We start from the raw sequence: 26,084 nt of genomic DNA, 5'->3' as shown, positions 1-26,084 counted from the left end.
TCAACACAAAAATGTGTTGAATCTTTTGATTGATAAACAATTTTCTAACTTAAATAATTTTATGGGACATGAAGTCAATGACAGAAATAACACATTTCAAGAGCAATCATACAAATGCTTTTCATAATTTTCAGGTGCGTGTTTATGTGGCTGATACAGATTTTTCCGGTGTGGTTTATCATGCGCGTTATCTGGAATTTTTTGAACGGGGACGTTCAGAGTTTTTACGGGATACCGGTTTTAATAATAAGATATTAGCAGCAGGGATTGAGGGGGAAAAACTGTTTTTTGTTGTGCGCCATATGGAAATTAGTTTTTCACGACCAGCCAAAATTGATAACCTTTTAGTCGTTAAAACACGTGTTGATCATATCCAAGGGGCGCGCTTTTTTATGGAGCAAGCGATTGTACATGAGGCGACCACTTTGGTCACAGCAAAAGTTGAAATTGCTCTGATTAATGAGGAGGCAAAACCGAGACGTTTACCCAAAGAGCTTGTTGCAAAAATGCTTGGTTAAAAGTGTTGTACGTTGGATATACGGCATATTGATTTATAAAGATAATAGAGCGTTATGCAATCTGAATGAGAACCTCGGGTGTCGTAAAATTTTCTCATTCCAAATCTTTTTCACGTTGAAATAATTAAAACCGTTTACTTACTCTTTCATAAAGGGGTAGCATGTGCTCCATTGGAAAAATGTGTAAAAATTTATGTATCATTTTTAATGCCATAGTGGTTAAAGATCGCAAGTAAGCCAAGAGAATGAAGGGGGCAGTTTTCATCAAGTCAAAGAGTTCCATCAAGTCAAAGAGGATGAAAAGTTTTTTTGCACGTTGGGGAAGTTTTGAAGCTATACCGTGGTGCCAAAGAGATGATGCGCATTGAAAGGAAAAAATTCACAGCACAATGAGATTATAGGAGATTTACACTCGATTGTATGCAACTTACATGATGAGACCTACATGAGGGGCATGGGATGAGGGGCATGGGATGAGGCATTTTATGATGATTTATTTTTAGTTTTTTTGTGCTCGATGGCGTAATCCTATTAAGCTTAAGGGAAAATGAGAGAAACAATAGCTTGAGGCAAGGCGTAACCTTTCATGATGATAACATATTTATTGATTATGATTACTCAGTGTGTTGCAATTTAAATGAAAATTTTGAGACTTGTAAGATTTTCTCTTTTCAAGCTCTTTTGTGAATTCATCAAAATCATTTTCTTATCTTTTACATTTTTTTTCTTGTCACAGACGGGGTTGGTGCGTGAGGGGAAACGAGGATTAAGAAAGGTATAAAATTGCCTTTTGTAAAGCTTTTCAAGAGCCAAGACTTATCGCAACATTTTGAGTTGGAAACACGTATGATGGTTTAGCGTTCTTTTCATAAACGTAAAGATGGGGACGCATAATAGATGTGATATCATGCTTTATATTATTTATAGAGAGGGAGGGGTTTATGTCGTTGTGAAATGAGGGAGAGGTGTATTGAGGGATGCTTCTCGTGATCACTTTTTAAAGAAATTTAAGAAACAGGTCTTGTTTTAGCGTATGGATTTATGTGAGACTAAAGTTTTTTACTTAAATTTAGAAACTATAAAACAATCTGTTTTATAGAATTTTAAGGAATGCACCTTTCATTTAGAGGGACAAGAATTATGCCGCATATAGAACTAACGAATCCGGAAACAATGGGAATGTTGCATTTGTTTATGCAAGCGAGTCTCGTCGTTAAAGTTGTTATGGTTTTGTTGCTGCTTGCTTCCGTTTGGAGTTGGGCCATTATTTTTGATAAAATTTTTACCTATCGGAGAATACGGCGTGAAATAAAGCAATTTGAACGGACATTTTGGTCAGGCAAAGCACTAGAAGATCTTTATGCTTCATGTAAAAGTCAACGTACCAATAGCATATCTGCCGTTTTTATGGCGGCAATGGTTGAATGGAAAAAATCTCTTGAAAAAGGGACCCATACTTCGACAAGTTTGCAGAGCAGAATTGATAAGGCGATGGATCTAACGCTGGGACGTGAAAGTGAAAAAATAGAATCAAAGTTGAGTTTTCTTGCGACACTGGGATCTGCGGGACCCTTTATCGGTCTTTTTGGAACAGTGATTGGGATTATGGAGTCTTTTCTTTCTATTTCAGCTTCTCAAAATACGTCTCTTGCCATTGTCGCGCCAGGGATTGCAGAAGCACTTTTGGCAACGGCTATTGGTTTGTTTGCAGCAATTCCAGCTGTTATTGCCTACAATAAGTTGACCCATGAAAGTGCGCGCATCATTGCACAAATAGAAAATTTTGCTGATGAGTTTTCAACCATTGTCTCGCGGCGTATTGATGAAACACGCACAGCACCTTCCTCTTTATAAAAAGGAGCTTATCCATGGGCGTTTCTGTTGCTTCTTCTTCTCAAAAAAAGATACGTAGGCGGCATCACTCACGAAGCCAACTGATGAGTGAGATCAATGTCACTCCTTTTGTGGATGTGATGCTGGTGTTGCTCATTATTTTTATGGTCTCTGCCCCCCTTTTAGTAAACGGTGTTCCTTTGGATTTGCCACGCAGTCAAGCGGGTCCCGTACGTGCGCAAAAAACGCCCCTTACGGTTTCACTTGATGCGCAAGGGCGCTTTGCCATTCATCAAGACTACTATGAAACATCACAGGCATTGATTGCACAGCTTAAAGCGCTTCTGGAAGCGGATGCAACACAAAAAGATCAACGAATTTTTGTACGGGTTGCGAAAACTGTTGAATATCAACAAGTTTTAAAATTGCTTGCCGATATTCAAAAAGCTGGGTTTTCTCAAGTTGCACTAGCAAGTCTCGCGCAATAAATAATAAAATTCGCCTAAATAGTTGTTTTTAAAATTTTTAAAAGAGTACAGTGTGATTAAAAATGAAAAAATACAAGGTATCAATGAAGGCATAAAGAATGAACAAAGGCTCTTATCATAGCATGAAACGAGGCTTGGCTTTATCCCTTGTGGTCCATGTTATTTTTCTCGGCTGGGGTGCCGTTCAGTTTATGAACTCTGTTTCTTTACCACAACCATTGGAAGCAATTCCCATTACTCTTGCGCCTTTGATGGAAGAGTTTTCCTCTCAACAAGGTTCCGTGAAAGCGCCTATCCATGCGGTCCCCGCCGTTAAACCAACCACTAAACCCCAAGAGAAAGAAGATGCCCGCCATATTGGAGAGGGGCAACGCGATAGTCTTGCGCCTTTTCAACCGAAGGAAAAACCCCAATCCGTTGAGACAACACCGCCGCCGATAAGCAATCCGTCAGAAACATCCAAGCTTACAGAATCAGTAGAAGCAAAAACAGAGGATGTGCCGAAGGTTGCACCTGAGATGCCTTTGCAAGCGCTAGAGGACGCCCCGAAGGTTGCACCTGAGATGCCTTTGCAAGCGCTAGAGGATGCGCCGAAGGTTGCACCTGAGACGCCTTTGCAAGCGCTAGAGGATGCGCCGAAGGTTGCACCTGAGACGCCTTTGCAAGCGCTAGAGGATGCGCCGAAGGTTGCACCTGAGATGCCTTTGCAAGCGCTAGAGGACGCCTCGAAGGTTGCACCTGAGATGCCTTTGCAAGCGCTAGAGGATGCCCCGAAGGTTGCACCTGAGATGCCTTTGCAAGCGCTAGAGGACGCCCCGAAGGTTGCTCCTGAGATGCCTTTGCAAGCGCTAGAGGACGCCCTGAAGGTTGCACCTGAGATGCCTTTGCAAGCGCTAGAGGATGCGCCGCCCAAGCTTTCTCTTAAGCCTGCGCACAAAAGTGAAGAGATGATATCACCGAAAGAATTGGCTCCAACGGTACAAAAGGTCCCAGCAGAGCAGACTGTTCCTCAAGCGCCCAAAATTGCACTTCCAGAAAAACCTCTTCTTCCGCAGTTTAAACCAAAATTTGACCAAGAATTTCCAATGAAGAAAGAGGGGGCTTTGAATCAAAAGATGTCAAAGCTTAACAAAAAAAATCAAGAAAAACAAACTATTGAAGATATTTTAGCCATGGAAGAAAATAATTTGCTCAATCGTGCGCGGTCACAAGGAGGGGGAGCAAAACGTTCTCATACACCAGAAGCTTTGGGGGCAAGAAAAAATATTCATGATACCACAAAAATGGCACAAACATTGGTCAATATTGCGGGGGGATGTATTCAACAGAAGCTTAAACTTGTGGCGCTTGGTGGCGATTTAAAAAATCGTCCCGTTGTGCGGTTGCGATTTTACTTAGATCGTGAAGGGATGGTTATGGGCGATCCTATTATTGAGCCTGTAAGTGGTCTTGAGAGTCAACAAGCGATTATGATCAGGCAGGTGTATGCTGCTGTCTTCTCATGCCAACCTTATGCAGATCTTCCCCGTGATCAATATGGCTTGTGGGGGCAGGGGTTTGACTTTAATGTTGATCCCCTCCAAGAAATAAGATGATAAATGAGAGAAAATACATTCGCTTAACGAAAGGACACATTCCATGATGACTATAACGAGACATAGAGTTTTTACGTGGTTTATAGTCACTTGTAGTTTGTGGCTTTCAAGTATGTCATCAGTTTATGCGCAGTTGAAAGGAACGATTTCGAGCGCTGACTTTAACCCTATTCCCATTGCAATTACAGACTTTATTTCGAATGATTCGATTGGATCTAAAATAACGGCTGTGGTGACAGCTGATCTTGAACGGTCGGGGCTTTTTGTACCACTTGATAAGGAAAATTTTTTTGAAAAAATTTCTAATCCGAATAAACAACCGCATTTTGCTTCATGGCAGAAAATAAAGGCGCAAGGTTTGGTGATGGGGCAAGTCATGAGAGAAATCGACGGACGTTTGAGGGTTGATTTTCGTTTATGGGATGTTTTTGGACAGCGGCAATTGAAAGGACGGCGTTTTTATACTGCGACAGAACGGTGGCGGCGTGTGGCTCATATGATTGCAGATGAGATCTACAGTGAGATGACGGGGGAAAGTGGTTATTTTGATACAAGAATTGTTTTTATCGATGAAACAGGTCCCCAAAACGCACGTATTAAACGTTTAGCAATGATGGATCAAGATGGCGCAAATTTGATTTATATGTCTGATGGGAGTGAATTGGTGCTTACACCACGTTTCTCACCCAAAAGACAAGAAATGACCTATATGGCTTATGAGGACAATCAAGTGCCTCATGTTTATCTCCAACAAATTGAAATGGGACAAAGAGAGTTGATTGGAACGTTTCATAACATGACAATTGCTCCGCGTTTTTCTTCTGATGGACAAAAGGTCATTATGAGTTTGCTGCAAAATGATGGGAGCGCCAATCTTTACACCATGGATTTACGCACCCGTACCATGACACGTCTTACAACAACTTCTGCTATTGATACCTCTGCTTCTTATTCACCAGATGGACAACAAATTGTCTTTTCTTCAGATCGTAGCGGAAAGCCGCAAATTTATAAAATGAATGCGGATGGCAGTGATATTCAGCGTATTTCTTCAAATGAGGGGAGTTATTCGACACCTATTTGGTCGCCACGGGGGGATTATATCGCCTTTACAAAACAATTAAGCGGACAATTTTCTATCGGTGTTATGCGCCCTGATGGACAAGGAGAGCGAATTTTAACCACAGGGTTTCATAATGAAGGTCCCACTTGGGCGCCTAATGGACGTGTGTTGATGTTCTTTCGCAAAAACCCCGGTATGGGACCCAAAATCTATACCATTGACATTACGGGACGCAATGAACGACAACTCCCCACACCCAATGATGCTTCCGATCCGGCGTGGTCGCCATTGCTTAATATACAATAAAACAAAATGCTTGAGAAAAATACAAAAACATAGAGGGAATATAGTCTTATCAGAAAGAGGACCGCGACCGGTTGCAGAAAAAAAGAAATCATTGCGAGAAAGCAAACGTGCTTTTTTAATTTCTAATGCCTCTATTGATAAAGGCACACGAAATTCTATCGGAACATTACGCCGTCCTTTCATATTTTCAGCAGGAATTATCCATATATCCGCATCAATCTGATCTTTACGCATATGACGCAAGGCATTTGCACGAACGCCTGTAAAAATAAGCAGATGCAAAGCCAATAGTGTTAGGGATTGATGCTTCACACAGTGTTTTATAAAAAGCCGGAACATCTCTCCAATCCATAGCTGGTCTATTAGGAGTTTTGTGACGTTGTTTGCTTAATAAAGCTTGTGCTTTTTCTGCTGTTGTAAATCAACATCCAACCCTAATGCAACCGCATGTTTAAGACACATATTAAGACACTTGAAAGCTCTATAAGCAACTTCAGCTTTTGTATGCCAAATAGGAGCAAGGGTATTGCGTATCTCTGTTTGGGTAATTTCAGAAACGGGGAGGCAACCCAATTTGGAAAGAACATGGAGTTTTAAAGGTGAAAACCAATTTCCAGCCTTGCCATCTTCTTTTAATTCAGCTTTACGGCTTTCAAAAGTACCCAAAGCAATATCTTATTCCAATAATGAAGATTGCTTATTGCCTCACGCTTTTGTTTATCGCGTTCTTTAATGGAGGAACACCTTTCACGTAAAACAGAGTGCCACCCAGTTGCCAATTCACACGCTTTTTAAAAAAAACATCTCTCAAAGCGCACCCAATTCCATTTCACAACGGCACCCGTGAAGGGTATACCGTAAAATCCATTGAGCACCTCCATCTTTACGCTTATTGAGTAACAAGCCAGCACCATCACACACTTTGCCAGCCCGTGGGTGTTGCGACAGACTTTGCATTTGAGGGCGTTCATAAGAGCCATTTTAGTTCTTTCGTATCCCAATTTTATTTACACATTCATCCCGCTTATGACGTGCAAGCGAATGGTTTTGATTGATTCAACATAAACTGATTTCAAATGCGATAATCTTACGATATTTAAGGAATCTCCTTCACATTAAAATGCTCAACTCTCCTTTAAATCAATGTGATGCGTATTTAGAGGAAAGTTGTGTTGCTTTCAGTTTCAAGTAATTTTATGCATGATGATGGGAATGTGTCTAAAAAATCCGAATTGTTTACAAACCAGATCAGAGCAAAAATTTTCATCATTTGAAGAGGGGGCGGAAAGGTTAATTCTAAAGAACAAAGAGAGAGGAGCTATAGGAGGCATTCTTAAAATATAGAAGATTAAAATATAGAAGAAAAGTGTAAGATGAAAGAGTTTTGTACGCTTTTATCATCAAAACTATTTAAGCGTTCAAGGGTATTTGCTTTATGAGTTTTTTCTTCACTTCGCTTTTTTATGCAATTTATTGCAATTGATTATGGTTTTCTTGGGCTTTATAAATGATTGACCCCGCTATTGACGCGGGGGTTTTATATTGTGGGCAAAGGGTGATAGATTTTTTTAGTCCCTCATAGATGAAGAGAGGGCTAAAAGGCGGGAATTATACGGACAATTTTGCCAAAATCTCATCGCTAACATCAAAATTAGCATAAACATTTTGCACATCATCATCTTCTTCTAATGTTGAAATCAGTCGTAAAACGGATAAAGCTTTTTCTTCATCGATTGGAGCAAGGGTAGTGGCTTTCCAAATTGTTTTAATCGATTCTGCTTCACCAAGTTTTGATTCAAGTGTTTTTGAAACTTCACCAATATCTTCAAATGCGCAGGTAATATGATGGCCGCTTTCTTCTGATTGTACATCTTCGGCACCCGCTTCAATGGCAGCATCCATGATGTGATCTGCTGTTCCTGCTTCTGGCTTATAAATGATTTCCCCAATCCGATTAAACATGAAACTGACAGACCCTGTTTCCCCTAAGGCACCTCCTGATTTGGTGAAGGCAGCACGTACATTTGAAGCGGTGCGATTGCGGTTGTCTGTTAAAGCTTCAACAATGACAGCAACACCGCCTGGTCCATAGCCTTCATAGCGGACTTCATCATAATTTTCGACATCGGTTCCTGAAGCTTTTTTAATCGCGCGTTCAATATTATCTTTCGGCATTGACTGTGCTTTGGCATTTTGGACCGCCAGCCTTAAACGTGGATTCATGGCTGGATCAGGAGCACCTTGTTTCGCTGCGACGGTAATTTCGCGTGCAAGCTTAGAAAATATTTTCGAGCGCACTGCATCTTGGCGCCCTTTACGATGCATAATATTTTTAAATTGTGAATGGCCTGCCATAGTCTTCCTTCCTGTTTGAGGGCTGTCCTTCCAGTTGGATGCTCTGTTAGAATTTAAGGCAATAAAACACGCATCCCACCAAAAATAAATATGCCACAGCATGAGGTGAAATAATCGAATAAATCCTTTATAAGAAAATTCATCTTAAAGGTAAAGACACCTTCGTTGAGGATCATTCCAAGAGAGATCTCTTGTCGTTGAGAAAAAATCACGCTATAACAGAATATAATCTCATGGCAAAATGGTTTTTTCCATGCCTCGCTTTATTTTTAAGAGTGGGTAGAGAAAACGAATATATAATTAAAAAGTTTCAGTGCTCTTGAGTGGGCGGTAACCTGCCTCATAGAAGAGGCGCAAAAGAGGATTTATAAAAATGGCAACGCAACTTTTGATGCCCAAGGCGACAGCTGTTTGGTTGGTTGATAATACAGCTCTTTCTTTTGAGCAGATTGCAGAATTTTGTAAATTGCATGTCTTGGAAGTAAAAGCTATTGCCGATGGAGAGGCAGCTTATGGTATTAAAGGTCTCGATCCAATTAGTTCTGGGCAGTTGACGCGCAGTGAAATTGCACGGGTGGAGGCGGATCAAAACGCACGCTTGAAAATTTCTCAATCGAGGGTGCATATTCCTGAAAAAAAACGTAAAGGAGCGCGCTATATCCCTCTTTCTCGACGTCAAGATCGTCCCAATGGTATCTTATGGTTGGTGACCAACCATCCCGAATTGAAAGATGCACAAATTGCACGCTTGATTGGGACAACAAAAGCAACGATTGAACAAATCCGCCTCAGAACCCATTGGAATAGCGCGAATTTATCTCCTCTTGATCCTGTAGGACTTGGCTTGTGTTCGCAAATCGATCTAGATTTTGAACTCCAGCGCGCGGCAAAAAATCGTCCTGTTGCTGCAGAGGAAGATAGGTCATTGCTTCCTGCTTCTGTGACCGAAAACGCTGTTCTCGAGGAAAATGAGCGTGAAGAAAATCCACACAAGACTTTTGATGCTGATAAAGTTTTTGCAAAATTGAACGCGTTGCAAAAAGAGCGTCAAGAGCAAGAGGATGCGTAAACAGCATGATGTATAAGTCCAAAATTTCTCAATTTCTCATGGAAATGTTAGAGAAAGAGCTGGAGGGAAGAAAATTGGCAGAGACTGAAAAATGATGATAAAAAAACAGAAAAATTTCGTCTTCATTAGGAATTAATGGTTATTCTTAAAAGTATTTTTAAGAATTTGCCCTTCTTTACGAAATTCGAGGAGAAACAAACTATGCGCTCTACCAAAAATACCTTCTCTCATTCTTTAGCTATTCTCTTGTTTTTCTCACTGTGCTTGGGTGGGTGTGGCAAAAAAAATATCGGTGCACTTGATGGTATGCATGGTGCTTATATGAATGATGCTGCTTTGAATCAGGGACCAGGTTCAGGGCAGGAGTTTACGGTTAACGTGGGGGATCGCGTGTTTTTTAGTCTCGATTCTTCTTCATTGGATGCCGATGCTGAGCGTATTTTAACGCGCCAAGCAGAATGGTTGCTTCATTATCCTTATTATTCTATTATGATCGAAGGTCACGCTGATGAACGGGGAACACGTGAATATAACTTGGCACTTGGACAGCGCCGTGCTGTTGCTGTGCGAAATTATTTGGTGTCTCTTGGTGTGTCTGCGCAACGGATTCAAACAATTTCTTACGGGAAAGAAAGACCTGTCGCAGTATGTGATGATATTTCCTGTTGGAATCAAAATCGACGTGCCGTGACAACGTTGAGTGACATGAACAGTCGTTAAAAAAGCGAATGGTTTGTTTCAACCATTCAATGAGCTCTTAAGGGGAGAAAATAATGTATCGTAAAATCAATTGGAAAACACTCTTTTATATGGCGGTTTTCGTAGCTTGCTCTGCTTCATTTGCTGAAAGTGCAGCACGAAAGGCTTCTGAATATCCAGCACATGATACGGATAAAGTTGATGCTGCCGATAAAGATTCCGATGCGGTGAAAAAAGCTTCTGATGTTGCTGAGAAAGCGGCTACTGAGAAGGTAGAAAAAGCCACTGAAGCTGCCGATAAGGCATCTGATGCAGTGAAGAAAGCTCCTAATGCTGTTGAGAAAGCGGCTATTGATACGGTGGGAAAAGCCACTGAGGCTGCTGATAAGGCATCTGATGCGGTGAAGAAAGCCCCTAATACTGTTGATAAAACTGCTACTGATACGGTGGGAAAAGCCACTGAAGCTGTCAATAAGGCATCTGATGCAGTGAAGAAAGCTCCTAATACTGTTGAGAAAGCGGCTATTGATACGGTGGAAAAAGCCACTGAGGCTGCCGATAAGGCATCTGATGCGGTGAAGAAAGTCCCTGATGCTGTTGAGAAAGCTGCTATTGATACGGTGGGAAAAGCCACTGAGGCTGCCGATAAGGCATCTGATGCGGTGAAGAAAGCCTCTGGTGTTGCTGAGAAAGCTGCTACTGATACGGTGGGAAAAGCCACTGAGGCTGCTGATAAGGCATCTGATGCGGTGAAGAAAGCACCTAATACTGTTGAGAAAGCGGCTACTGATACGGTGGGAAAAGCCACTGAAGCTGTCAATAAGGCATCTGATGCGGTGAAGAAAGCCTCTGGTGTTGCTGAGAAAGCGGCTGCTGATACGGTGGAAAAAGCTTCTGGTGTTGCTGATAAAACTGCTACTGATACGGTGGGAAAAGCCACTGAGGCTGCTGATAAGGCATCTGATGCGGTGAAGAAAGCCTCTGGTGTTGCTGATAAAGCTGCTACTGATGCGGTGAAGAAAGCCTCTGGTGTTGCTGATAAAGCTGCTACTGATGCGGTGAAGAAAGCCTCTGGTGTTGCTGAGAAAGCGGCTGCTGATACGGTGGAAAAAGCTTCTGGTGTTGCTGATAAAACTGCTACTGATACGGTGGGAAAAGCCACTGAGGCTGCTGATAAGGCATCTGATGCGGTGAAGAAAGCTTCTGATGTTGCTGATAAAGCTATTACTGATACGGCGGAAAAAGCGACTGAAACTGCTGATAAGGTATCTGATGCGGTAGAGAAAGCCTCTGAAGCTGTTGATAAAGCGGCTTCTGATGCCATTAAGAAAGCTTCAAATGTTGCAGAGCATCAAGGGATTATTTTAGAGAATCAGCAGGCGTTATTTAAAGATTATGATTTAGATAAGCTTTTGCATAAAATACGGATGGTGCTTGAGCATAACAATTTGCAAAATGTTAAAAAGCAGTTTCACCGGCTTTTTGATAAAAAAGACTCTTCTGTTTATTCTTGTTCCATTGAAAATGCTGCGTTAGATAAACAATCTCAGACTGTAAAAGAAGAGAGGGTGCAGGAGCTGAGTGTGGGTGATCAGACAAAGATTGCTGATGTGAAAGACCATGATGCAGTGGCAACAGGGGAGATTTTAAAAAAAGTGCGTGACGTAAATGCTCATAGTGAAGCACATAAGAGTGACACTCTTGCTTCTTCCAAAACTTTGTATAAGGAAGGGTATGATTTTATTCGTTCTGCTAACTATGTTGATGCTGAAAAAAGCTTTTGCACTTTTCAAAATCGTTACAAAAAAGATCCTTTGAGTGATGATGCTTTATTTTGGTTGGCTGAATCGTTGTTGGGGCAAAAACGCTATCATGAAGCAGCACAGGTTTATCTTACCGCATGGTATGCCGATAAAAAGAAGCTCTATACCTCCGAGATTTTGTTGAAATTAGCAAGAAGTATGGTTGCTCTTGAGGTAAATAAAGAGGATTGTGCTCTTTTTGCAAAAAACAAAAAACGTCATCAAATGTTAGAGTCTGTATTTTGTAAACCCGCAAAATAAGCAGCGAGGTCGTTTTGGGTGTGCGTTAGACTGGCAAGAAATCTCTTTAAAACATCGGATTTTATTCCGTGTCGACGAGTGATTCTTGCCGTCTCTGGGGGAAGTGATTCTTTGGCTTTGATGTTTTTGGTCAAAGAATATTTGGAAACGCTCTTAATTCCTCCGGAAATAATTGCTGTCACTGTTGATCATCAACTGCGTAAAGAATCCGCGCGTGAAGCAGAAATTGTTGCGGAAATTTGTCGTGATCATCACATTAAACATATCACTGTGCGGTGGGAAGGCAAAAAACCAAAGACGCATCTTGCTTTCAGCGCTCGTATTGCACGCTATGATCTCTTGGTTCAGGAAGCGCAAAAACAAGGTGCATCCCTTATTATGACGGGACATACACTCAATGATCAGGTTGAAACCTATCAAATGCGGTGTCAACGTCTTCAAAAGAGGAGAGGTGCGTTGCGCGATGAAGTTGGTGCTATGTGTGATGGGGGGGCTGCAAGCGGTTTTGCCGGAGCACTGCGCGATAAAGCTGGTGCTAGGCGTGATGAAGATTATGTCAGAGAAACGAGAAAAAATATTGCCGAAAAAAGCTATGGGGTTCTCTATGAGCGTGGCTTATCCTGTATTCCGCGTGAGGCATTGTTGCATAGAAAAGTGCGCTTGATTCGACCGCTTCTTGGCGTACAACGCCAAACATTACGGAACTATTTACGCTTACAAGGAAAAACATGGATTGATGATCCCACAAACGAAGATCGCAATTTTGAACGTGTGCGTGTGCGCCAATCTCTTTCTTCACAAAAGCTTGTTAATATTGCTCAAAAAATAAATAAAGCGGCATGGCAGCGTCGTCAACAAGCACAAAATATTGCTGATTTGATTTTAGCTCTGGATATTACGGTTCAATATGGACGTTGTTTCATCGTAAAACCTGCACCATTTTTACAGAAACATTCCTGTTTCCCTTTTGTTGTCGGGCTGTTTGCTGTGTTGATGGGAGGGGGATTTTATTTGCTTTCTAATCAAAAATTAAGCATGCTTGTGCAAAAACTCTGTCTCAATTCTCCAGAAAAGCGGCGTTTTACATGTGCGGGCTGTGTTATTGAATATAATAAAGAGGGTATTGCTTTGTGGCGTGAAAGGCGAAATATGAAAGAGGCTCTTGTGGAGCCCGATGAAACTCTTCTATGGGATGGGCGTTATCGCATTACAAATCATGGATCTGAGGCTATAAAGGTTGGAGTGGCAAATTTAGAACAGCTGAAATCTTTATTACAAAATAGCAATTCTAATCTTGAAAAGCCTCATTTTCCTTCCTTACAATCATTGCTGATGCTTTCAAATGATAAAGGGTGTGATATTCCAGAGTTGATTTCTCAAGCAATTATTCATAAAAATGTTATTATCAAGCGAATTATGGCGCCTTTCGATTGGCTTTCCTCACGCGAAGATGCTGCGCTAGTGAATGTTGTTGAACCTTTTTTTAATCTTGAGGTGAAAAGATAAAGAAAAATGACTCTAAAAGAGAATAAACCGCCTCTCATCCCTTGGCAAGGGGATGACAAGGTTATATGTTAAGAGGAACTGTTTGAAATATATATTTGATTAAGTGGGCTGAATATGAATTCCAATTACCGCTCTCTCCTCATTTGGGGAGTTATTGCCTTGATTTTGATTATATCGTTTTCTATTTTTAATGGAGATAGTCAACGTTCTGGTGGTGGAGAAGTCTCCTATTCTGAATTTTTGCAAAAGGTTGAGAATAATGAGCTAAAATCGGTGACCATTCAAGGTCAAAAGTTAACAGGACAAACTGCCGAACACAGAACTATTTCAACTTTTGCACCACGTGATCCAGGTTTGATACAAAAATTGGAAAGCAAAAACGTGAATGTTAAAGCTATTCCTGAAAGCTCTGGAAATAGTATCTTCCTCAATCTTCTTTTTTCTTTGTTGCCTGTTATTATTATTGTTGGGGCGTGGGTCTTTTTTATGCGACAAATGCAAAATGGATCACGCGGTGCAATGGGATTTGGCAAATCAAAAGCAAGATTGCTTAATGAAGCGCAAGGACGTGTTACCTTTAAAGATGTTGCAGGCGTTGAAGAAGCAAAACAAGATCTCCAAGAAATTGTTGAATTTTTACGCGAACCACAAAAATTTCAACGTTTAGGGGGGCGTATTCCTCGCGGTGTTTTGCTTGTTGGTCCTCCAGGAACCGGTAAAACTTTGTTAGCGCGCTCTGTAGCGGGTGAAGCCAATGTGCCATTCTTTACTATTTCAGGATCTGATTTTGTTGAAATGTTTGTTGGTGTTGGGGCGAGCCGTGTGCGTGATATGTTTGAACAGGCTAAAAAAAATGCCCCTTGTATTATCTTTATCGATGAAATTGATGCGGTTGGACGTCATCGGGGGGCTGGACTTGGTGGTGGAAATGATGAACGCGAGCAGACCTTAAATCAATTGCTTGTCGAAATGGATGGGTTTGAGCCCAATGAAAGTATTATTCTTATTGCTGCAACAAATCGCCCTGATGTGCTTGATCCTGCTTTATTGAGACCAGGGCGTTTTGACCGACAAGTTGTTGTGCCAAACCCTGATGTTTCTGGGCGTGAACAAATCTTGAAAGTGCATGTGCGCAATGTGCCTTTAGCCCCGAATGTTGACTTAAAAATTTTGGCAAGGGGAACACCAGGATTTTCCGGTGCGGACTTGATGAATCTTGTCAATGAAGCTGCTCTTATGGCTGCAAGCCGTAATAAAAGAGTCGTGACAATGCAAGAATTCGAAGACGCAAAAGATAAGGTGATGATGGGGGCTGAACGCCGTTCAACCGCTATGACACAAGAGGAAAAAGAACTTACTGCTTACCACGAAGCAGGACATGCTATCGTAGCGCTCAATGTGCCGGTTGCTGATCCTGTCCACAAAGCAACCATTGTTCCAAGGGGAAGGGCATTGGGAATGGTGATGCAATTGCCTGAAGGTGATCGCTATTCCATGAGTTATCGGTGGATGATTTCGCGTTTGGCTATCATGATGGGCGGGCGTGTGGCTGAAGAATTGAAGTTTGGAAAGGAAAATATCACATCGGGGGCTTCTTCTGATATTGAACAAGCAACTAAATTAGCCCGCGCAATGATCACACGGTGGGGATTTTCTGATCTGCTTGGAAATGTCGCTTATGGCGATAACCAAGATGAGGTCTTTTTAGGGCATTCTGTTGCGCGAACACAAAATGTCTCTGAAGAAACAGCGCGCATGATTGATATGGAAGTGCGTAAGCTTATTGATGATGCTTATAAAAGTGCGACCAATATTTTGAAAACAAAAAGAAAAGAATGGTTTGCTTTAGCACAAGGCTTGTTGGAATATGAAACTTTAACCGGTGCTGAAATTAACGAGGTCATTGCAGGAAAGCCTCCTTCACGCACACAGAAAGATGAGGGTGCTGCACCGCGGACTTCTTCTGTTCCAAAAACTGGAACCGTGAAGGTAGGGGACTCTGTGGTCGATGAAAAAGATGCTAAAATAACACCTAACACAGTGTCCCATAAAGAAGAGGCCGTTAAAGGTGAGGCAGGCAAGGCAGAGGGCGTTGTTGGGAAGAAAACAGTAAAATCCAGTGGTACTCACTCCAAGAATACTGAGTCTAAAAGAGCGCAATCGGATGAAGCGGAGAAAAAGGCACAAGGTGCAAAAGATACTACAAAATCAGTCAATCACTCTCACAGTAAAAGCAGTGCTGAAAAAAAGTCAAAACCTGCGGGATCTGATAAAGGAAAATAAAATCCTTTTTAAGATTGCTTGAGGGACTATGTTTTGGGAAAAATTTTGAATTCTTTGAGAAGGGCGCGAGCATTGCTTGCGCCTTTGATGTGATCTTTGCCAAAATATGGAAGGAAAAAATTAAGCAAAGCCGTTGTATTATGATGGTTTAGCAAGGGATAAGGTGATTTGTTGCCTTGCGAATTTGGGTCAAGGGTATGAGGTTAGGTGATGGGTTGCCTTGCGAATTTGGGTCAAGGGTATGAGGTTAGGCGATGGGTTCTCTTGCGGATTTGGGTCAAGGGTATGAGGTTAGGTGATTTGTTGCCTTGCGGATTTGGGTCAAGGGCGTGAGGTTAGGCGATGGGTTGCCTTGCCGATTTGGACTGAGGGCGTGAAATTATCCTTTGGTTGAGAGTGATTTGGTGTGTAGATGGTGAAGAAGATTTTTTTATCATCTAAAAAGATGAGGGGTGAGTCCAATGGTTTCATTTATAGGGTGAGGGGTATAGGGTAAGGGGGACTATTGTACCAATGGGGCTGTTAGAATTTTAGAGAAAAGTCAAGGGAAGAAGTATAAAGGAAAGAGGCATGGTGCAAAAATATTTTGGTACAGATGGAATTCGGGGGAAAGCCAATTCATTTCCCATGACACCGGATTTTGCCATGAAGGTGGGGATGGCTGTAGGGGTTTTGTTCCGTTCACAACATCAATCGCGTCGTGTGGTGATTGGCAAGGATACGCGGTTATCTGGCTATATGTTGGAAAATGCTTTGGTTTCAGGATTGACTGCTGCGGGGATGGACGTTTTTTTATTAGGACCAGTCCCAACACCTGCTGTTGCAATGCTTTGCCGCTCTTTGCGCGCGGATCTTGGGGTGATGATTTCTGCTTCTCATAATCCTTTCTATGATAATGGAATTAAACTTTTTGGTCCTGATGGTTTTAAACTTTCAGATGATATGGAAGCAAAAATTGAACAATTGATCGATACAGATCTTTCCAAATCTTTAGCAAGTTCTGCCGAAATTGGTTCTGCAAAACGGGTCGAGGGGGATATTTATCGTTATATTGAATATGCCAAACGAACATTGCCCCGTGATGTTCGCTTAGATGCTGTGCGTATTGTTGTGGATTGTGCCAATGGGGCTGCTTATAAAGCCGCCCCCCGGGCTTTATGGGAATTAGGAGCTGAGGTTTTTGCTATTCATGATGAACCCAATGGGACCAATATTAATCAAAAATGTGGCTCAACCGATTTAAGCTCTTTAAAACGCAAAGTGCATGAAGTGCGTGCTGATGTAGGCATTGCTCTTGATGGAGATGGTGATCGTGTTCTCATTGTTGATGAAAAAGCACAAACGGTTGATGGGGATCAGTTGATTGCTGTGATTGCTGAAAATTGGCATAAAATGGGACGATTGCGGTGCAATGGGGTTGTCACAACGATTATGTCCAATCTGGGACTGGAGCGGTTTTTGAACGGCAAAGGGTTAGACCTTATCAGGACAAAAGTTGGAGATCGTTATGTTGTCGATGCCATGCGCCAAAAGGGATATAATGTTGGAGGTGAGGCTTCGGGGCATATTGTGCTTAGTGATTTTGGAACAACGGGTGATGGGTTGGTGGCAGCTCTGCAGATTTTAGCTTGTATGAAGGAAAGTCAAAATCCTATGAGCCAATTGTGTCAACGGTTTGAACCTGTACCGCAAATTTTAAAAAATGTAACGATTAAAAATAAAAATGTTTTGAAAAAAAATCCCGTCAAAACGGCTATTGATCAAGCAGAGAAGCGGTTGGGAAAAGAGGCACGGTTGGTTATTCGTGCTTCTGGAACTGAACCCGTTATCCGCCTTATGGCTGAAGGCGATGCACGAGAAGTGTTGGATACGGTCGTCACAGAGTTGATGGATGTGATTACTCATCATGATACACGCGTGGACTGTATTTGAGGAATCTTGAATTTTTTGAGGGTAAGCGATCAGGTCATCTTTTGAAAAATAAAAGGAAGCTGCTAAGATGATTTATTGAAGGAATATTCGTTGGGGGAAGTGGGTAGCCTTTGGCGATGTTTTCTATGATGGTTGAGGGGGGTAGGAGAAGATCTTGGCAGATATGTTCTAGAAGGGGTCTTTTAAGTGGGGGAGAAGAGTTCTTAAGTTTTTTTGCGGCAATGTGTGGTATCATTGACTCAAGATTTTTAACGGAGGATGTGATCTGTTTTGCAAGTGTGTTGGTTCGCCTTATGGCGGAAGGGGATGCACGAGAGGTGTTGGATACGGTTGTGACAGAGTTGATGGATGCGATTACTCATCATGATACACGCGTGGGTGCTGCCCTTGAAAAATACAAAGATGAGAAGGATAAATTTTTTTCATGATAATTCTAATGTTTATAAAGTAAAAAAAGCCATGTGATATAAAAATAATAAATGTTTTTTGTATCTTGTCGTGTTACACGCTATAGGATTTTAGGATTTAAACATAAAAGGATTGAAGCCTTCTATAATACTGGTACGACTAAAGGGATTAGAGCCGCCCATGCCGATTTAGGTGCTCTTGAAGGAGATGTAGCACCAAAAGATTTAAAGTTATGCGTCCTTTTGATTGTATCTGCTAAAAAGTGATCTCAAGAATTATTGGTCAGTTATTGTCAATGGAAAGAGTCGTGTAATATTTCGTTTTGATGGCGTCGATGTCTAAATAGTTGATTATCTAGATTATCATCAAAAAGGAGATCTAAACAATGATGAAGAATCCTTCACATCCCGGTGAGTTATTGCGTGAAGATGTGATCAAAGAGCTTGGTTTATCAATTAATGAAGCAGCAGAGTGGCTTGGTGTATCTTGTGGAACACTTTCTAGAGTTTTAAATGGAAAAGCCGCTATGAGTGCTCATCTTGCTATTAGGCTTGAAATGGCTGGTGTAAGCACAGCACGTATGTGGCTTGCAGTGCAAACAAATTATGATTTATCAAAAGAAATTTCTCAATAACAGTCTCATGATAAAGATTGCATAAAAGAGTTTCAAACGGCTGTTAAATTTTTGCAACAGAGATATTGGGGAGAGCAAAATAACGCGAGATAGAGCGTATAAAATCAAAAGATGTGACACGGTAAAGCAAGGAATAAAGTCTTGTGTCAGCGGCTTATTCGAGCCATGATGAAGATAAGCTAAAGGAGGATTTTATATGTTGAGTGAAGACGAAATTAAGCGACGTCGCTTTGCTGCTAAAAATGCATTAGCAAGTCAACGTTTAGAGGGGTTGGAACCAGATCCAAAAGTCGTGGAGCAAATGGAGCGGGTTATTATTGGAGAACTTGAAACAAGTGATGTAATCAAGGATCTTATGGAACGGATAAAACGTGGAGAAATATAAAGGGGGCGGTGATCCTTATACTGATCCTAAAACTGGTGTGATGTATAATCGGTTTGAAATTCAGGATAAAACCGCACTGGAGCGTGTAGAATCTACTTTCGCTTATGTAAGGTCTTTTGAACTTATGCGTGCTGCTACGGGTGGTAAGTTTGATCTCGATCACATGAAAGAGATTCATAGAAAACTGTTTGGTGACGTCTATGAATGGGCGGGAGAGATCCGTTCAATAGATATTGCCAAAGGCAATAGTATGTTTGCGAGTTATCATCAGATTGAAAGTTATACACCGAAGATTACGCAACAGCTTGCAAAAGAACAGTATCTGCGTGGTCTTGATGCAGATGAATTTAGCCAAAGAGCAGGATATTACATGGGAGAGTTGAATGCCTTGCATCCCTTTCGAGAGGGAAATGGGCGCACGTTGCGTGAATTTATGGGGCAACTTGCTCGTGAAGCTGGTTATAATATCAACTGGGACGGTATCACGCGAGAGGAAATGACAAAGGCATCAATTGCAGCCCATTTTGGGAATTCTGAACACTTGTCTGTACTTATTCGTCAAAACCTCAATCTCTTATAAGCAGCGGCGTTTGTGGTGCGTACAACAATGATGCCAAGTTTGAAAGCTGTTGTTAAAAAGTCCTATAAGGGGATAGAATAACGCCCAGAGATGATATTGTACCCCATAAATGCAATATAGATTGTACAAGATGCTTTAAGCGGAGTAGCTAAAGACGCTGCAAGATTGGAAATGGTTTTATCCATTATTTTTGTAATGGAATGAACTAAATTTGTATCTATAGTGGTAAAAATATGTAAATTTTCAAATGCCATTGCATGTCCGTTTTATCTAATTTTTCTAAGTATGAACGCTTGTGATTCAATCACTACCCTGTTTCTGTTCAGCTTTTTCTTTCGCTTCTTTTTCAGCTTTAGCTCGTTGTTTTGCTTCAAATTCAGCTTTCCATTTTACATATTCAGCGTGTTCTTTATCCCTACGTGCCTTTAATCTTTTATCCAAGTCTTCTGCGGCTTTACGCTGTCTCTCTTCCGCTTTTGCTTCATATTCCTTTTGAAGTTCAAGCTGCGCTAATCTTAAGTTTTCACAATTTTTGGCTGTTCCTGCGAATCCACATTTAGCATTCCACTCTTCCATCAATTTTTTATCTTTTTTAAATTCTGCAACGCTATAGGTTTTTTCACAGCCAGCAGCGATAAGTCCTGTGCCAAGTAGCAATGTTGTTATGAGAACTTTATTCATCGATATTTCCCCTTTTTCCTTTCAGTTTTACAAGGTTTGAGCACAATGTTTAAATTATGCTTGTGTTATAGGTTGTTTCACAACCAGTGATGATAAATCTAGGGCAGCGACATAATCTTGCCATAAATGTAATATATAGTGCATAGAGCTCTTTAAGTTGAGCAGCTAAAGGGCAATGGATGTTATCCGTTATCTCTGTAAGGGGTTCCATCAACATATTGTCTATCCTAGTGAATATGCCTTTACTTTCTACTGCCATTGAGATGCTCCGCTCTTCATTATGTCTTAATTATTATTCTGTTGTTCTTCTTCCGCGCGCTCTTTTGCTCTTCGTTCTTCCTCAGCACGTCGTTTTGCTCTTTGTTCAGCAAGGAATTTTTGATTCTCTTCTCTCATTTTTTTAATTCTGGCTTTTTGTTTCGCCATAAATTCTTCATATCTTTTGCGATTTTCTTCTGCAATTTTACGACTTCTTTCTGCTTCTTTTGCTTCATATTCTTTCTGAAGTTCTAAAAATGCTAACCGCATGTTTTCACAATTTTTTGAAGTTCCTGCAAATCCACATTTCGCATCCCACTCGAAGCGTAATTTTTCATCTTTTTTAAATTCTGCGACGCTATAGGTTTTTTCACAGCCAGCAGCGATAAGTCCAGTGCCAAGTAGCAATGTTGTTATGAGAACTTTATTCATCAATATTTCCCCTTTTTCCTTTCAGTTTTACAAGGTTTGAGCATAATTTTTAAATTATGCTAGGTTATCGGTTGTTTATAACCAGTGATGATAAATCTAGGGCACAGACATATTGTTGCCATAAATGTAATATATAGTGCATAAAGCTCTTTAAGTTGAGCATCTAAAGGGCAATAGATGTTATCCGTTATCTCTGTGAGGGGATCCGTCAACATATTGTCTATCTTAGTGAATATGCCTTTGCTTTCTACAGCCATTGAGATGCTCCGCTCTTCATTGTGTCTTAATTATTATTCTGCTGTTCTTCTGCCGCGCGCTCTTTTGCTTCTTGTTCTTCCTCAGCACGCTCTTTTGCTCTTTGTTTTTCGAGTATTTTTTTATTTTCAGTATCCATTTTTTCAAGTCTAGCCTTCATTTTAGCTTCGGAATCTCTAACCATTTTTTGAAAACTCTCTTTAGCTTTACGACTTCTTTCTTCCGCTTTTGCTTCATATTCCTTTTCAAGTTCAAGTTGTGCTAATCTTAGGTTTTCACAATTTTTTGAAGTTCCTGCAAATCCACATCTAGCATCCCACTCTAGGCGTAATTTTTCATCTTTTTTAAATTCTGCGACGCTATAGGTTTTTTCACATCCAGCTGTGATGAGCCCTGTGCCAAGTAGCAATGTTGTTATGAGAACTTTATTCATCAATATTTCCCCTTTTTCCTTTCAGTTTTTATAACCAGTGATGATAAATCTAGAGCGCAGATAGCATGTTGTGAGAGATATCTTTGCCTATAGTTTAGTTGCTTTTCAGCTTCTTTTTCATGTTTATTGACTTGATTTTGCATTTTTTTTAAAAAGCATCTCGGCGTTTGAAGGGGTCGTAATAGATTTCTGTTACACGAAATTTGCCTTCCAAACGTTTGCATTGGATGATGACATCTATCATAGAGATTAATAAGCCGCGGATATCATCGCGTGCTAAATTCCCCCCACCGTCACTTTCTTTGACAAGGAGAGTCATTTGTTCAAAGGCTGCAAGGGCTGTTGAAGCGTGCACCGTGGTGATAGAGCCGGGGTGACCGGAGTTGACATTACGGATATAGTAAAAGGCTGTACCATCACGCAGCTCTTGTAGAAGGATTCTATCGGGGCGCATGCGCAAGCCCGATTCAAGCAGTTCTTTTGCGCCTGCTTTTGCTAAGCCTTGGTTATCTTTTGAATAAAAAAGTTGCACTTTGTTGGAATGGGGAACGACCAGTTCTGGGGTGTCTTCAATGGTGAGAATGCGTTCATAGTCAGGGATTTTGGCAATTAAAGCTTTGGAGAGGGTTGTTTTTCCAGAACCGGTTTTTCCAGATATTAAGATGTTTTGTTGAGTGATAACGGCGCGTTCTAAAAATTTACAAAAGTTTTTGGCGATAAAGAGATCTGTTAGTTCTTTTTCTGTATCGGAGAGTTCATTTTCTCGTTGTTTCATTTGTTTAAGGGGGGTGAAACTGACGCTTTGTGTGACAGAGAACAACTGGTTTTCGTTTAAACTTTCAAGGGAAAAAGTGCGTGATGAGGGTTTGCGAATGGTCATGCTGATGGTGTTGGGGGCAACAGCAGGGGGCATGACAATTTGTATGCGTTCGTTATTGGGAAGTGTTGCGGAGAGAACAGGGTTTTCTACACTAATCTTCTGTGTTGTGTAGGCAGCAACAACTTTTGCAATGCCTTCTAGCTCGCTGTAGGTGAGTTCTTGTATGGTGTGGGTTTGCCAACCATTTGGACCTTCGACAATTACTTCGCCAGGGCGATTGACAACAATTTCAAATAAATTTTCATTATTGAGGAAGTCATCTAAGATCTTTAATTTTGTTAAAACGATGGAGGCGCGTTCTGCATTTTTTGCTGTTGGCATAATATGGCTTTATTCACTTTATGGGGTTTAACTTTACTTTATGGGGTTTGGTGAATGTGAGAATTAAAAAAAGGAATAGCTGGGGGTAGAGCGCGAGAAAGTGTTTCTCTTTTTTCTTGTGATTGTTAATTTATAAACGGAGGAAAAATCGAGATCTTTTGCGACGAAAATGTTGACCAGTTCGCCTTGAAATTTTTCTAAGGTAGGGGGGATATTGATTTGATTTTCAAGGGCAATACTGGCAGCTTCTTTTCCGGTGTTGTTTGCGCCTTCAAAACCGCCACCTCCAGAGTTGTTTGAACCGCCTTTATTGGACTTGCCTGCTATTTTATTTGTTAGGGTGGTTGTGGCACCATCAATAACGGTTAGCAAAAGGGAGGAGCCAAAGCGTTCCCACCAATGGGTGTTGATGTTGCCATCAAAACCGGCTCGCCCTAAACTGTCGGTTGCGGGTGAGGCAAGGGGGATGATGACACCGGTTGGGGTTTTTGCTCTGGTCCAGAGGACGAAGAGGCGGGATTGACCTTGTTTGATCCCTCCGCGGTATTCGCCAATCACTTGGGTTCCTTTATCAAGTAACACAACGCGACCATTGTCAGAGAGGATATCGCGGTTAATAATGCAGCTGGCAAAGCCTGGTTGGTCACTGTTTAAGGCGGTTTCTAAGATACAGGGGATAGAAGTTCCCATAGCGATGATAAAGTTTCTATTGCCGATGAGTTTTGCTTTGGCTTCTTCTGTTTTGGTAGGTTGTAAAAGGGTGGCAAAATTTTGTGTGTCTTGAAGGGCAGAAGAATTTTGCGTATTCATCTTGGCGAGGTTTTCAAGGGCATTGAATTTATCAAGGGGGTTGAGAGTTGTGTTGACGATGTCTTTTAATTGAGACTTAGAGCCTTTGGCAAAAGCAAGAACAGGGGCGCGTCTTGCGGCATCAAGTAAGGGATCATCTTTTTTGGGTTCTGGTGCGAGTGGTTGTGGGGGGGGGAGGGTTATGGGCGCCATTTTTGCGCGCGGATCAGCGGGGGCGAGTTCTAAAGGCGCGAGGGAATTATGAAAGTTTTGTGCTTGTTTTTTATGTGCTTTTGCGGTTTCTTTTTGTTCTGTGGGAGATGAGAGAATGTTCCAGACCACGTAGGCGCAGACTCCTATACAGGCGATGGCAACAACTATTTTTTTGCCAAGGCTTTGTGAGATATTGTTGCGTTTATCCCCTATTGATCCTCGATCTTCTATGGTGGTTTTATCACTCATATGTTGTCCCCTTTGAATTCCCGCTTTATTTAAAATTTAAAGATGTTTAAAGATCTGATGCGACTTTACGTTCAACAGATGGTGAGGTGGTTCCGGTATCTGGATTGATGCCTTTTGGTTGATAGGCTTCGTTAAAGATGCATAGGACATTTTTTCCCTGTCTTAGGGTGAATCTGGCACTAATGGCATGGACAATAACCATGTTGCCTCTTGTGGTTTTTGGCACGAGCGATTCTGTTCCATCACTGCCTACAATATAAACGGCAGGGATTTCTTGGTTGCCTAGAAAAGAAAATGTTGTGGTTTTTCCATTGTCATAAACAGCGGCGGGTTCAAGGATGCTTGATCCTTGCGCGGTGTAAGCCCAATTGCGTGGTCCGTAGGTTTCATAAGCGTTGAAGGCACCGTCAATCTGCTGGGCTTGTTTTTTTTCTTGGCGCAGAAGGGCGGCGAGTCTTCTTTGTTCTGCTTCTTCTTGGGGGTAGCGAAATTTCACAAGGAAATAGGTTTCTTGTCCAGAGGAAATTTCTCCATCTTTGACCATGAGTTCAAATTGATAGGAACGTTTTGAGCCATCAAGTTTTGTGGTGACGACTTGGAGATTGGTAATGGGTTGGACTTCTCGTGCTTTGAGGAACAGAATATTACCCGCTGGTGCTACTTCCCATGCAACGCTGTTGCCAATGGCAACATGCGCGATTTCTTCATTGGCAGAAAATTCTATTTGTACGGATGAGCGGATGGAGCCAATAATTTTTGTGACATTATAAGCATCATAATTGATAAAGCGAATACGGCTGTCGCTTGGCGCGCGGGTGGGAAAAACACTGGCGTTGCTCCAAGGTGTAGGAGAAAGGGCGAGGAGGCTTAGAATGAGAAAAAGAATTTTTTTTGTCATGATCAGTTGACCACTTCCGGATCAGTTCTATATTCATTAACAATAAACCCAAGAGGATTTATCAAACGGTTTTGGACAGAGATAGGGGCATTGATATATTCAAAGGTGAGCGTTGCAACCCAGTGGGTAATGAATTCTTTGTTGTTTTCATTGTCATGGATTGTTCTGTAGTAACGCACTTGAGCAACATCTTGATTGATAAAGGAGATTGATTTTATCGTGACGGTGACACTGGCGTGTTTATAGAGAATTTGAGGACTTTGTGGATTTCTTGCGCCGTACCAGCTGGCAAATCTTTCTTGTTCTTCAGGAGAAGAGAGCAGAGAGACGGTTTGGAAATTGTGTTGTACTTCTTCTACGGCAAAGCCTTCACGGCAGCGTACATATTTTGCGGCAAAATAGCGTGTGATGGCTTCATCAACGTTTGTGGGACCTTCTTTTAAGGCTTCCACGACTTCTGTGATACCGGTTGAATTGTCCACACGGATGACAAAAGGCTCTACGGTTTTAAGCGGTGTGAGGGTGATGACCGCGAGTGAGGAGATAAGCGCGACGATAACGGATATCGCAGCGATAGCGAGAGAAGCGCGGGTGGTGCGGCGTGAGGCGAGCATGCGGTCTTGGTCAAAAGAGCGCGCCTCAGCAATATATTGTTCGATGTCTTTTTGTTTCATGCTTTTTGCCCGCAATTTTTATAGGATTTCATTTCCTCATCCGTTGGTTTTTGTGCCAGCAGCGTTTCTAGCTTTCCCTCTTTTTGAGGGGAGGGGGTGTTGTTACTGATGATAATGGGCGTGGACGTTGGTTTTTTCCCTTCCCAATTCCACATGGATCGGTTGAGTGGACGTTTAGAATATCCATCACATTTTGGCAGTGACTTCAGCGTGTTTGGTGATGACATACAGCCACTGAGAAAAAGAAATGGCAAGATGACCCCGATTTTTTTAAATTCCCGCAT

At 41.5% G+C, this 26,084-nt stretch carries 26 protein-coding genes and 1 pseudogene; 16 read left to right on the top strand and 11 right to left on the bottom strand.

Annotated elements, in window-relative coordinates:
- Positions 1-77: 77 nt before the first annotated feature.
- The 5 genes from ybgC (at position 78) to tolB (ending at position 5,803) form a co-directional block, all read left to right on the top strand.
- The gene (gene ybgC / locus BTR_RS10500) at positions 78-518 is read left to right on the top strand and encodes a tol-pal system-associated acyl-CoA thioesterase (RefSeq protein ID WP_012232437.1); all 441 of its coding nucleotides are present in this window, start codon (positions 78-80) and stop codon (positions 516-518) included.
- A gap of 1,140 nt (positions 519-1,658) precedes the next feature.
- Entirely contained in the window at positions 1,659-2,372 is a 714-nt protein-coding gene (tolQ, locus tag BTR_RS10495) for a protein TolQ (protein WP_012232436.1), read from the top strand.
- A gap of 14 nt (positions 2,373-2,386) precedes the next feature.
- Positions 2,387-2,839 carry a protein TolR gene (gene tolR / locus BTR_RS10490; RefSeq protein WP_012232435.1) on the top strand — a complete coding sequence of 151 codons (453 nt, stop codon included), beginning with the start codon at positions 2,387-2,389 and terminating at the stop codon, positions 2,837-2,839.
- Positions 2,840-2,937: 98 nt separating this feature from the next.
- A complete protein-coding gene (locus BTR_RS10485; RefSeq protein ID WP_012232434.1) occupies positions 2,938-4,434 on the top strand; it encodes a cell envelope integrity/translocation protein TolA in 1,497 nt (498 codons plus the stop codon).
- Between the two features lie 43 nt (positions 4,435-4,477).
- Complete coding sequence (gene tolB, locus BTR_RS10480) at positions 4,478-5,803, top strand: Tol-Pal system beta propeller repeat protein TolB (protein ID WP_012232433.1); 1,326 nt, start codon at positions 4,478-4,480, stop codon at positions 5,801-5,803.
- 51 nt (positions 5,804-5,854) lie between these two features.
- Here tolB and BTR_RS12020 read toward each other — a convergent pair.
- Both BTR_RS12020 and BTR_RS10460 read right to left on the bottom strand, forming a co-directional pair.
- Positions 5,855-6,783 (bottom strand): annotated as a pseudogene (locus BTR_RS12020) (tyrosine-type recombinase/integrase); the annotation flags it as partial.
- A 628-nt stretch (positions 6,784-7,411) separates the two neighbouring features.
- Positions 7,412-8,158, bottom strand: coding sequence for a YebC/PmpR family DNA-binding transcriptional regulator (locus BTR_RS10460; protein WP_012232429.1), 747 nt, complete (start codon positions 8,156-8,158; stop codon positions 7,412-7,414).
- Between the two features lie 373 nt (positions 8,159-8,531).
- Between BTR_RS10460 and BTR_RS10455 the strand changes: the two genes are divergently transcribed.
- The 11 genes from BTR_RS10455 (at position 8,532) to BTR_RS10405 (ending at position 19,717) form a co-directional block, all read left to right on the top strand.
- Positions 8,532-9,227 (top strand): DUF1013 domain-containing protein, encoded by a 696-nt coding sequence (locus BTR_RS10455; RefSeq protein WP_012232428.1) that lies wholly within the window; start codon positions 8,532-8,534, stop codon positions 9,225-9,227.
- A gap of 201 nt (positions 9,228-9,428) precedes the next feature.
- Entirely contained in the window at positions 9,429-9,947 is a 519-nt protein-coding gene (pal, locus tag BTR_RS10450) for a peptidoglycan-associated lipoprotein Pal (RefSeq protein WP_012232427.1), read from the top strand.
- A 53-nt stretch (positions 9,948-10,000) separates the two neighbouring features.
- Positions 10,001-11,989, top strand: a complete 1,989-nt coding sequence (locus BTR_RS10445) for a tetratricopeptide repeat protein (protein ID WP_012232426.1) — start codon at positions 10,001-10,003, stop codon at positions 11,987-11,989.
- An 18-nt stretch (positions 11,990-12,007) separates the two neighbouring features.
- Positions 12,008-13,495, top strand: coding sequence for a tRNA lysidine(34) synthetase TilS (tilS, locus tag BTR_RS10440; protein ID WP_012232425.1), 1,488 nt, complete (start codon positions 12,008-12,010; stop codon positions 13,493-13,495).
- Positions 13,496-13,609: 114 nt separating this feature from the next.
- Positions 13,610-15,778: an ATP-dependent zinc metalloprotease FtsH gene (gene ftsH / locus BTR_RS10435; RefSeq protein WP_012232424.1), complete on the top strand. Its 2,169-nt coding sequence runs from the start codon at positions 13,610-13,612 to the stop codon at positions 15,776-15,778.
- Between the two features lie 570 nt (positions 15,779-16,348).
- A complete protein-coding gene (gene glmM / locus BTR_RS10430; protein ID WP_012232423.1) occupies positions 16,349-17,710 on the top strand; it encodes a phosphoglucosamine mutase in 1,362 nt (453 codons plus the stop codon).
- Positions 17,711-17,970: 260 nt separating this feature from the next.
- On the top strand, positions 17,971-18,138 hold the full coding sequence (locus tag BTR_RS13040; RefSeq protein ID WP_158305317.1) for a hypothetical protein: 168 nt from the start codon (positions 17,971-17,973) through the stop codon (positions 18,136-18,138).
- A 51-nt stretch (positions 18,139-18,189) separates the two neighbouring features.
- Positions 18,190-18,384, top strand: coding sequence for a hypothetical protein (locus BTR_RS10420; protein WP_244393465.1), 195 nt, complete (start codon positions 18,190-18,192; stop codon positions 18,382-18,384).
- A 119-nt stretch (positions 18,385-18,503) separates the two neighbouring features.
- Positions 18,504-18,752: a HigA family addiction module antitoxin gene (locus BTR_RS10415; protein WP_012232421.1), complete on the top strand. Its 249-nt coding sequence runs from the start codon at positions 18,504-18,506 to the stop codon at positions 18,750-18,752.
- A 196-nt stretch (positions 18,753-18,948) separates the two neighbouring features.
- Positions 18,949-19,137: an antitoxin VbhA family protein gene (locus tag BTR_RS10410; RefSeq protein ID WP_012232420.1), complete on the top strand. Its 189-nt coding sequence runs from the start codon at positions 18,949-18,951 to the stop codon at positions 19,135-19,137.
- Positions 19,124-19,717, top strand: a complete 594-nt coding sequence (locus tag BTR_RS10405; protein ID WP_012232419.1) for a Fic/DOC family protein — start codon at positions 19,124-19,126, stop codon at positions 19,715-19,717. The genes BTR_RS10410 and BTR_RS10405 overlap by 14 nt, the downstream gene beginning before the upstream one ends.
- Positions 19,718-19,779: 62 nt before the next feature.
- On the opposite strand, the gene BTR_RS10400 is transcribed toward BTR_RS10405, so the two are convergent.
- The 9 genes from BTR_RS10400 to BTR_RS10355 all read right to left on the bottom strand — a co-directional run bounded on the left by BTR_RS10400 (position 19,780) and on the right by BTR_RS10355 (position 26,084).
- Positions 19,780-19,971, bottom strand: coding sequence for a hypothetical protein (locus BTR_RS10400; protein ID WP_038474268.1), 192 nt, complete (start codon positions 19,969-19,971; stop codon positions 19,780-19,782).
- A 46-nt stretch (positions 19,972-20,017) separates the two neighbouring features.
- Positions 20,018-20,398 (bottom strand): EexN family lipoprotein, encoded by a 381-nt coding sequence (locus tag BTR_RS10395; RefSeq protein ID WP_012232418.1) that lies wholly within the window; start codon positions 20,396-20,398, stop codon positions 20,018-20,020.
- Between the two features lie 285 nt (positions 20,399-20,683).
- A complete protein-coding gene (locus BTR_RS10390) occupies positions 20,684-21,088 on the bottom strand; it encodes an EexN family lipoprotein (protein WP_012232417.1) in 405 nt (134 codons plus the stop codon).
- Between the two features lie 283 nt (positions 21,089-21,371).
- Complete coding sequence (locus BTR_RS10380) at positions 21,372-21,776, bottom strand: EexN family lipoprotein (RefSeq protein WP_012232416.1); 405 nt, start codon at positions 21,774-21,776, stop codon at positions 21,372-21,374.
- A gap of 148 nt (positions 21,777-21,924) precedes the next feature.
- On the bottom strand, positions 21,925-22,977 hold the full coding sequence (gene virB11 / locus BTR_RS10375) for a P-type DNA transfer ATPase VirB11 (protein ID WP_038474261.1): 1,053 nt from the start codon (positions 22,975-22,977) through the stop codon (positions 21,925-21,927).
- Between the two features lie 63 nt (positions 22,978-23,040).
- Positions 23,041-24,228, bottom strand: coding sequence for a type IV secretion system protein VirB10 (gene virB10 / locus BTR_RS10370; RefSeq protein ID WP_012232414.1), 1,188 nt, complete (start codon positions 24,226-24,228; stop codon positions 23,041-23,043).
- A gap of 46 nt (positions 24,229-24,274) precedes the next feature.
- Positions 24,275-25,126, bottom strand: a complete 852-nt coding sequence (virB9, locus tag BTR_RS10365) for a P-type conjugative transfer protein VirB9 (RefSeq protein ID WP_012232413.1) — start codon at positions 25,124-25,126, stop codon at positions 24,275-24,277.
- Positions 25,127-25,128: 2 nt separating this feature from the next.
- Positions 25,129-25,800 (bottom strand): VirB8 family type IV secretion system protein, encoded by a 672-nt coding sequence (locus tag BTR_RS10360; RefSeq protein ID WP_012232412.1) that lies wholly within the window; start codon positions 25,798-25,800, stop codon positions 25,129-25,131.
- On the bottom strand, positions 25,797-26,084 hold the full coding sequence (locus tag BTR_RS10355; protein ID WP_012232411.1) for a hypothetical protein: 288 nt from the start codon (positions 26,082-26,084) through the stop codon (positions 25,797-25,799). Before BTR_RS10355 ends, BTR_RS10360 begins: the two co-directional genes overlap by 4 nt.

It is taken from the genome of Bartonella tribocorum CIP 105476 (assembly GCF_000196435.1).
In the GTDB taxonomy this organism is placed as follows: domain Bacteria; phylum Pseudomonadota; class Alphaproteobacteria; order Rhizobiales; family Rhizobiaceae; genus Bartonella; species Bartonella tribocorum.
The sequence above is the reverse complement of the archived record's forward strand: the minus strand, read 5'-3'. Positions and strand labels throughout refer to the sequence as shown.

Coding starts and splice junctions, on each gene's coding strand:
- virB10 (WP_012232414.1), bottom strand. CDS start 24,228: ATGAGTGATAAAACCACCATAGAAGATCGAGGATCAATAGGGGATAAA.
- pal (WP_012232427.1), top strand. CDS start 9,429: ATGCGCTCTACCAAAAATACCTTCTCTCATTCTTTAGCTATTCTCTTG.
- ybgC (WP_012232437.1), top strand. CDS start 78: ATGACAGAAATAACACATTTCAAGAGCAATCATACAAATGCTTTTCAT.
- BTR_RS10355 (WP_012232411.1), bottom strand. CDS start 26,084: ATGCGGGAATTTAAAAAAATCGGGGTCATCTTGCCATTTCTTTTTCTC.
- BTR_RS10485 (WP_012232434.1), top strand. CDS start 2,938: ATGAACAAAGGCTCTTATCATAGCATGAAACGAGGCTTGGCTTTATCC.
- BTR_RS10395 (WP_012232418.1), bottom strand. CDS start 20,398: ATGAATAAAGTTCTCATAACAACATTGCTACTTGGCACAGGACTTATC.
- BTR_RS10460 (WP_012232429.1), bottom strand. CDS start 8,158: ATGGCAGGCCATTCACAATTTAAAAATATTATGCATCGTAAAGGGCGC.
- tolB (WP_012232433.1), top strand. CDS start 4,478: ATGATGACTATAACGAGACATAGAGTTTTTACGTGGTTTATAGTCACT.
- BTR_RS10410 (WP_012232420.1), top strand. CDS start 18,949: ATGTTGAGTGAAGACGAAATTAAGCGACGTCGCTTTGCTGCTAAAAAT.
- ftsH (WP_012232424.1), top strand. CDS start 13,610: ATGAATTCCAATTACCGCTCTCTCCTCATTTGGGGAGTTATTGCCTTG.
- BTR_RS10420 (WP_244393465.1), top strand. CDS start 18,190: ATGTTTTTTGTATCTTGTCGTGTTACACGCTATAGGATTTTAGGATTT.
- tolR (WP_012232435.1), top strand. CDS start 2,387: ATGGGCGTTTCTGTTGCTTCTTCTTCTCAAAAAAAGATACGTAGGCGG.
- BTR_RS10415 (WP_012232421.1), top strand. CDS start 18,504: ATGATGAAGAATCCTTCACATCCCGGTGAGTTATTGCGTGAAGATGTG.
- BTR_RS10380 (WP_012232416.1), bottom strand. CDS start 21,776: ATGAATAAAGTTCTCATAACAACATTGCTACTTGGCACAGGGCTCATC.
- BTR_RS10455 (WP_012232428.1), top strand. CDS start 8,532: ATGGCAACGCAACTTTTGATGCCCAAGGCGACAGCTGTTTGGTTGGTT.
- virB9 (WP_012232413.1), bottom strand. CDS start 25,126: ATGACAAAAAAAATTCTTTTTCTCATTCTAAGCCTCCTCGCCCTTTCT.
- BTR_RS10360 (WP_012232412.1), bottom strand. CDS start 25,800: ATGAAACAAAAAGACATCGAACAATATATTGCTGAGGCGCGCTCTTTT.
- BTR_RS10445 (WP_012232426.1), top strand. CDS start 10,001: ATGTATCGTAAAATCAATTGGAAAACACTCTTTTATATGGCGGTTTTC.
- tolQ (WP_012232436.1), top strand. CDS start 1,659: ATGCCGCATATAGAACTAACGAATCCGGAAACAATGGGAATGTTGCAT.
- virB11 (WP_038474261.1), bottom strand. CDS start 22,977: ATGCCAACAGCAAAAAATGCAGAACGCGCCTCCATCGTTTTAACAAAA.
- glmM (WP_012232423.1), top strand. CDS start 16,349: ATGGTGCAAAAATATTTTGGTACAGATGGAATTCGGGGGAAAGCCAAT.
- BTR_RS10400 (WP_038474268.1), bottom strand. CDS start 19,971: ATGGCATTTGAAAATTTACATATTTTTACCACTATAGATACAAATTTA.
- BTR_RS10390 (WP_012232417.1), bottom strand. CDS start 21,088: ATGAATAAAGTTCTCATAACAACATTGCTACTTGGCACTGGACTTATC.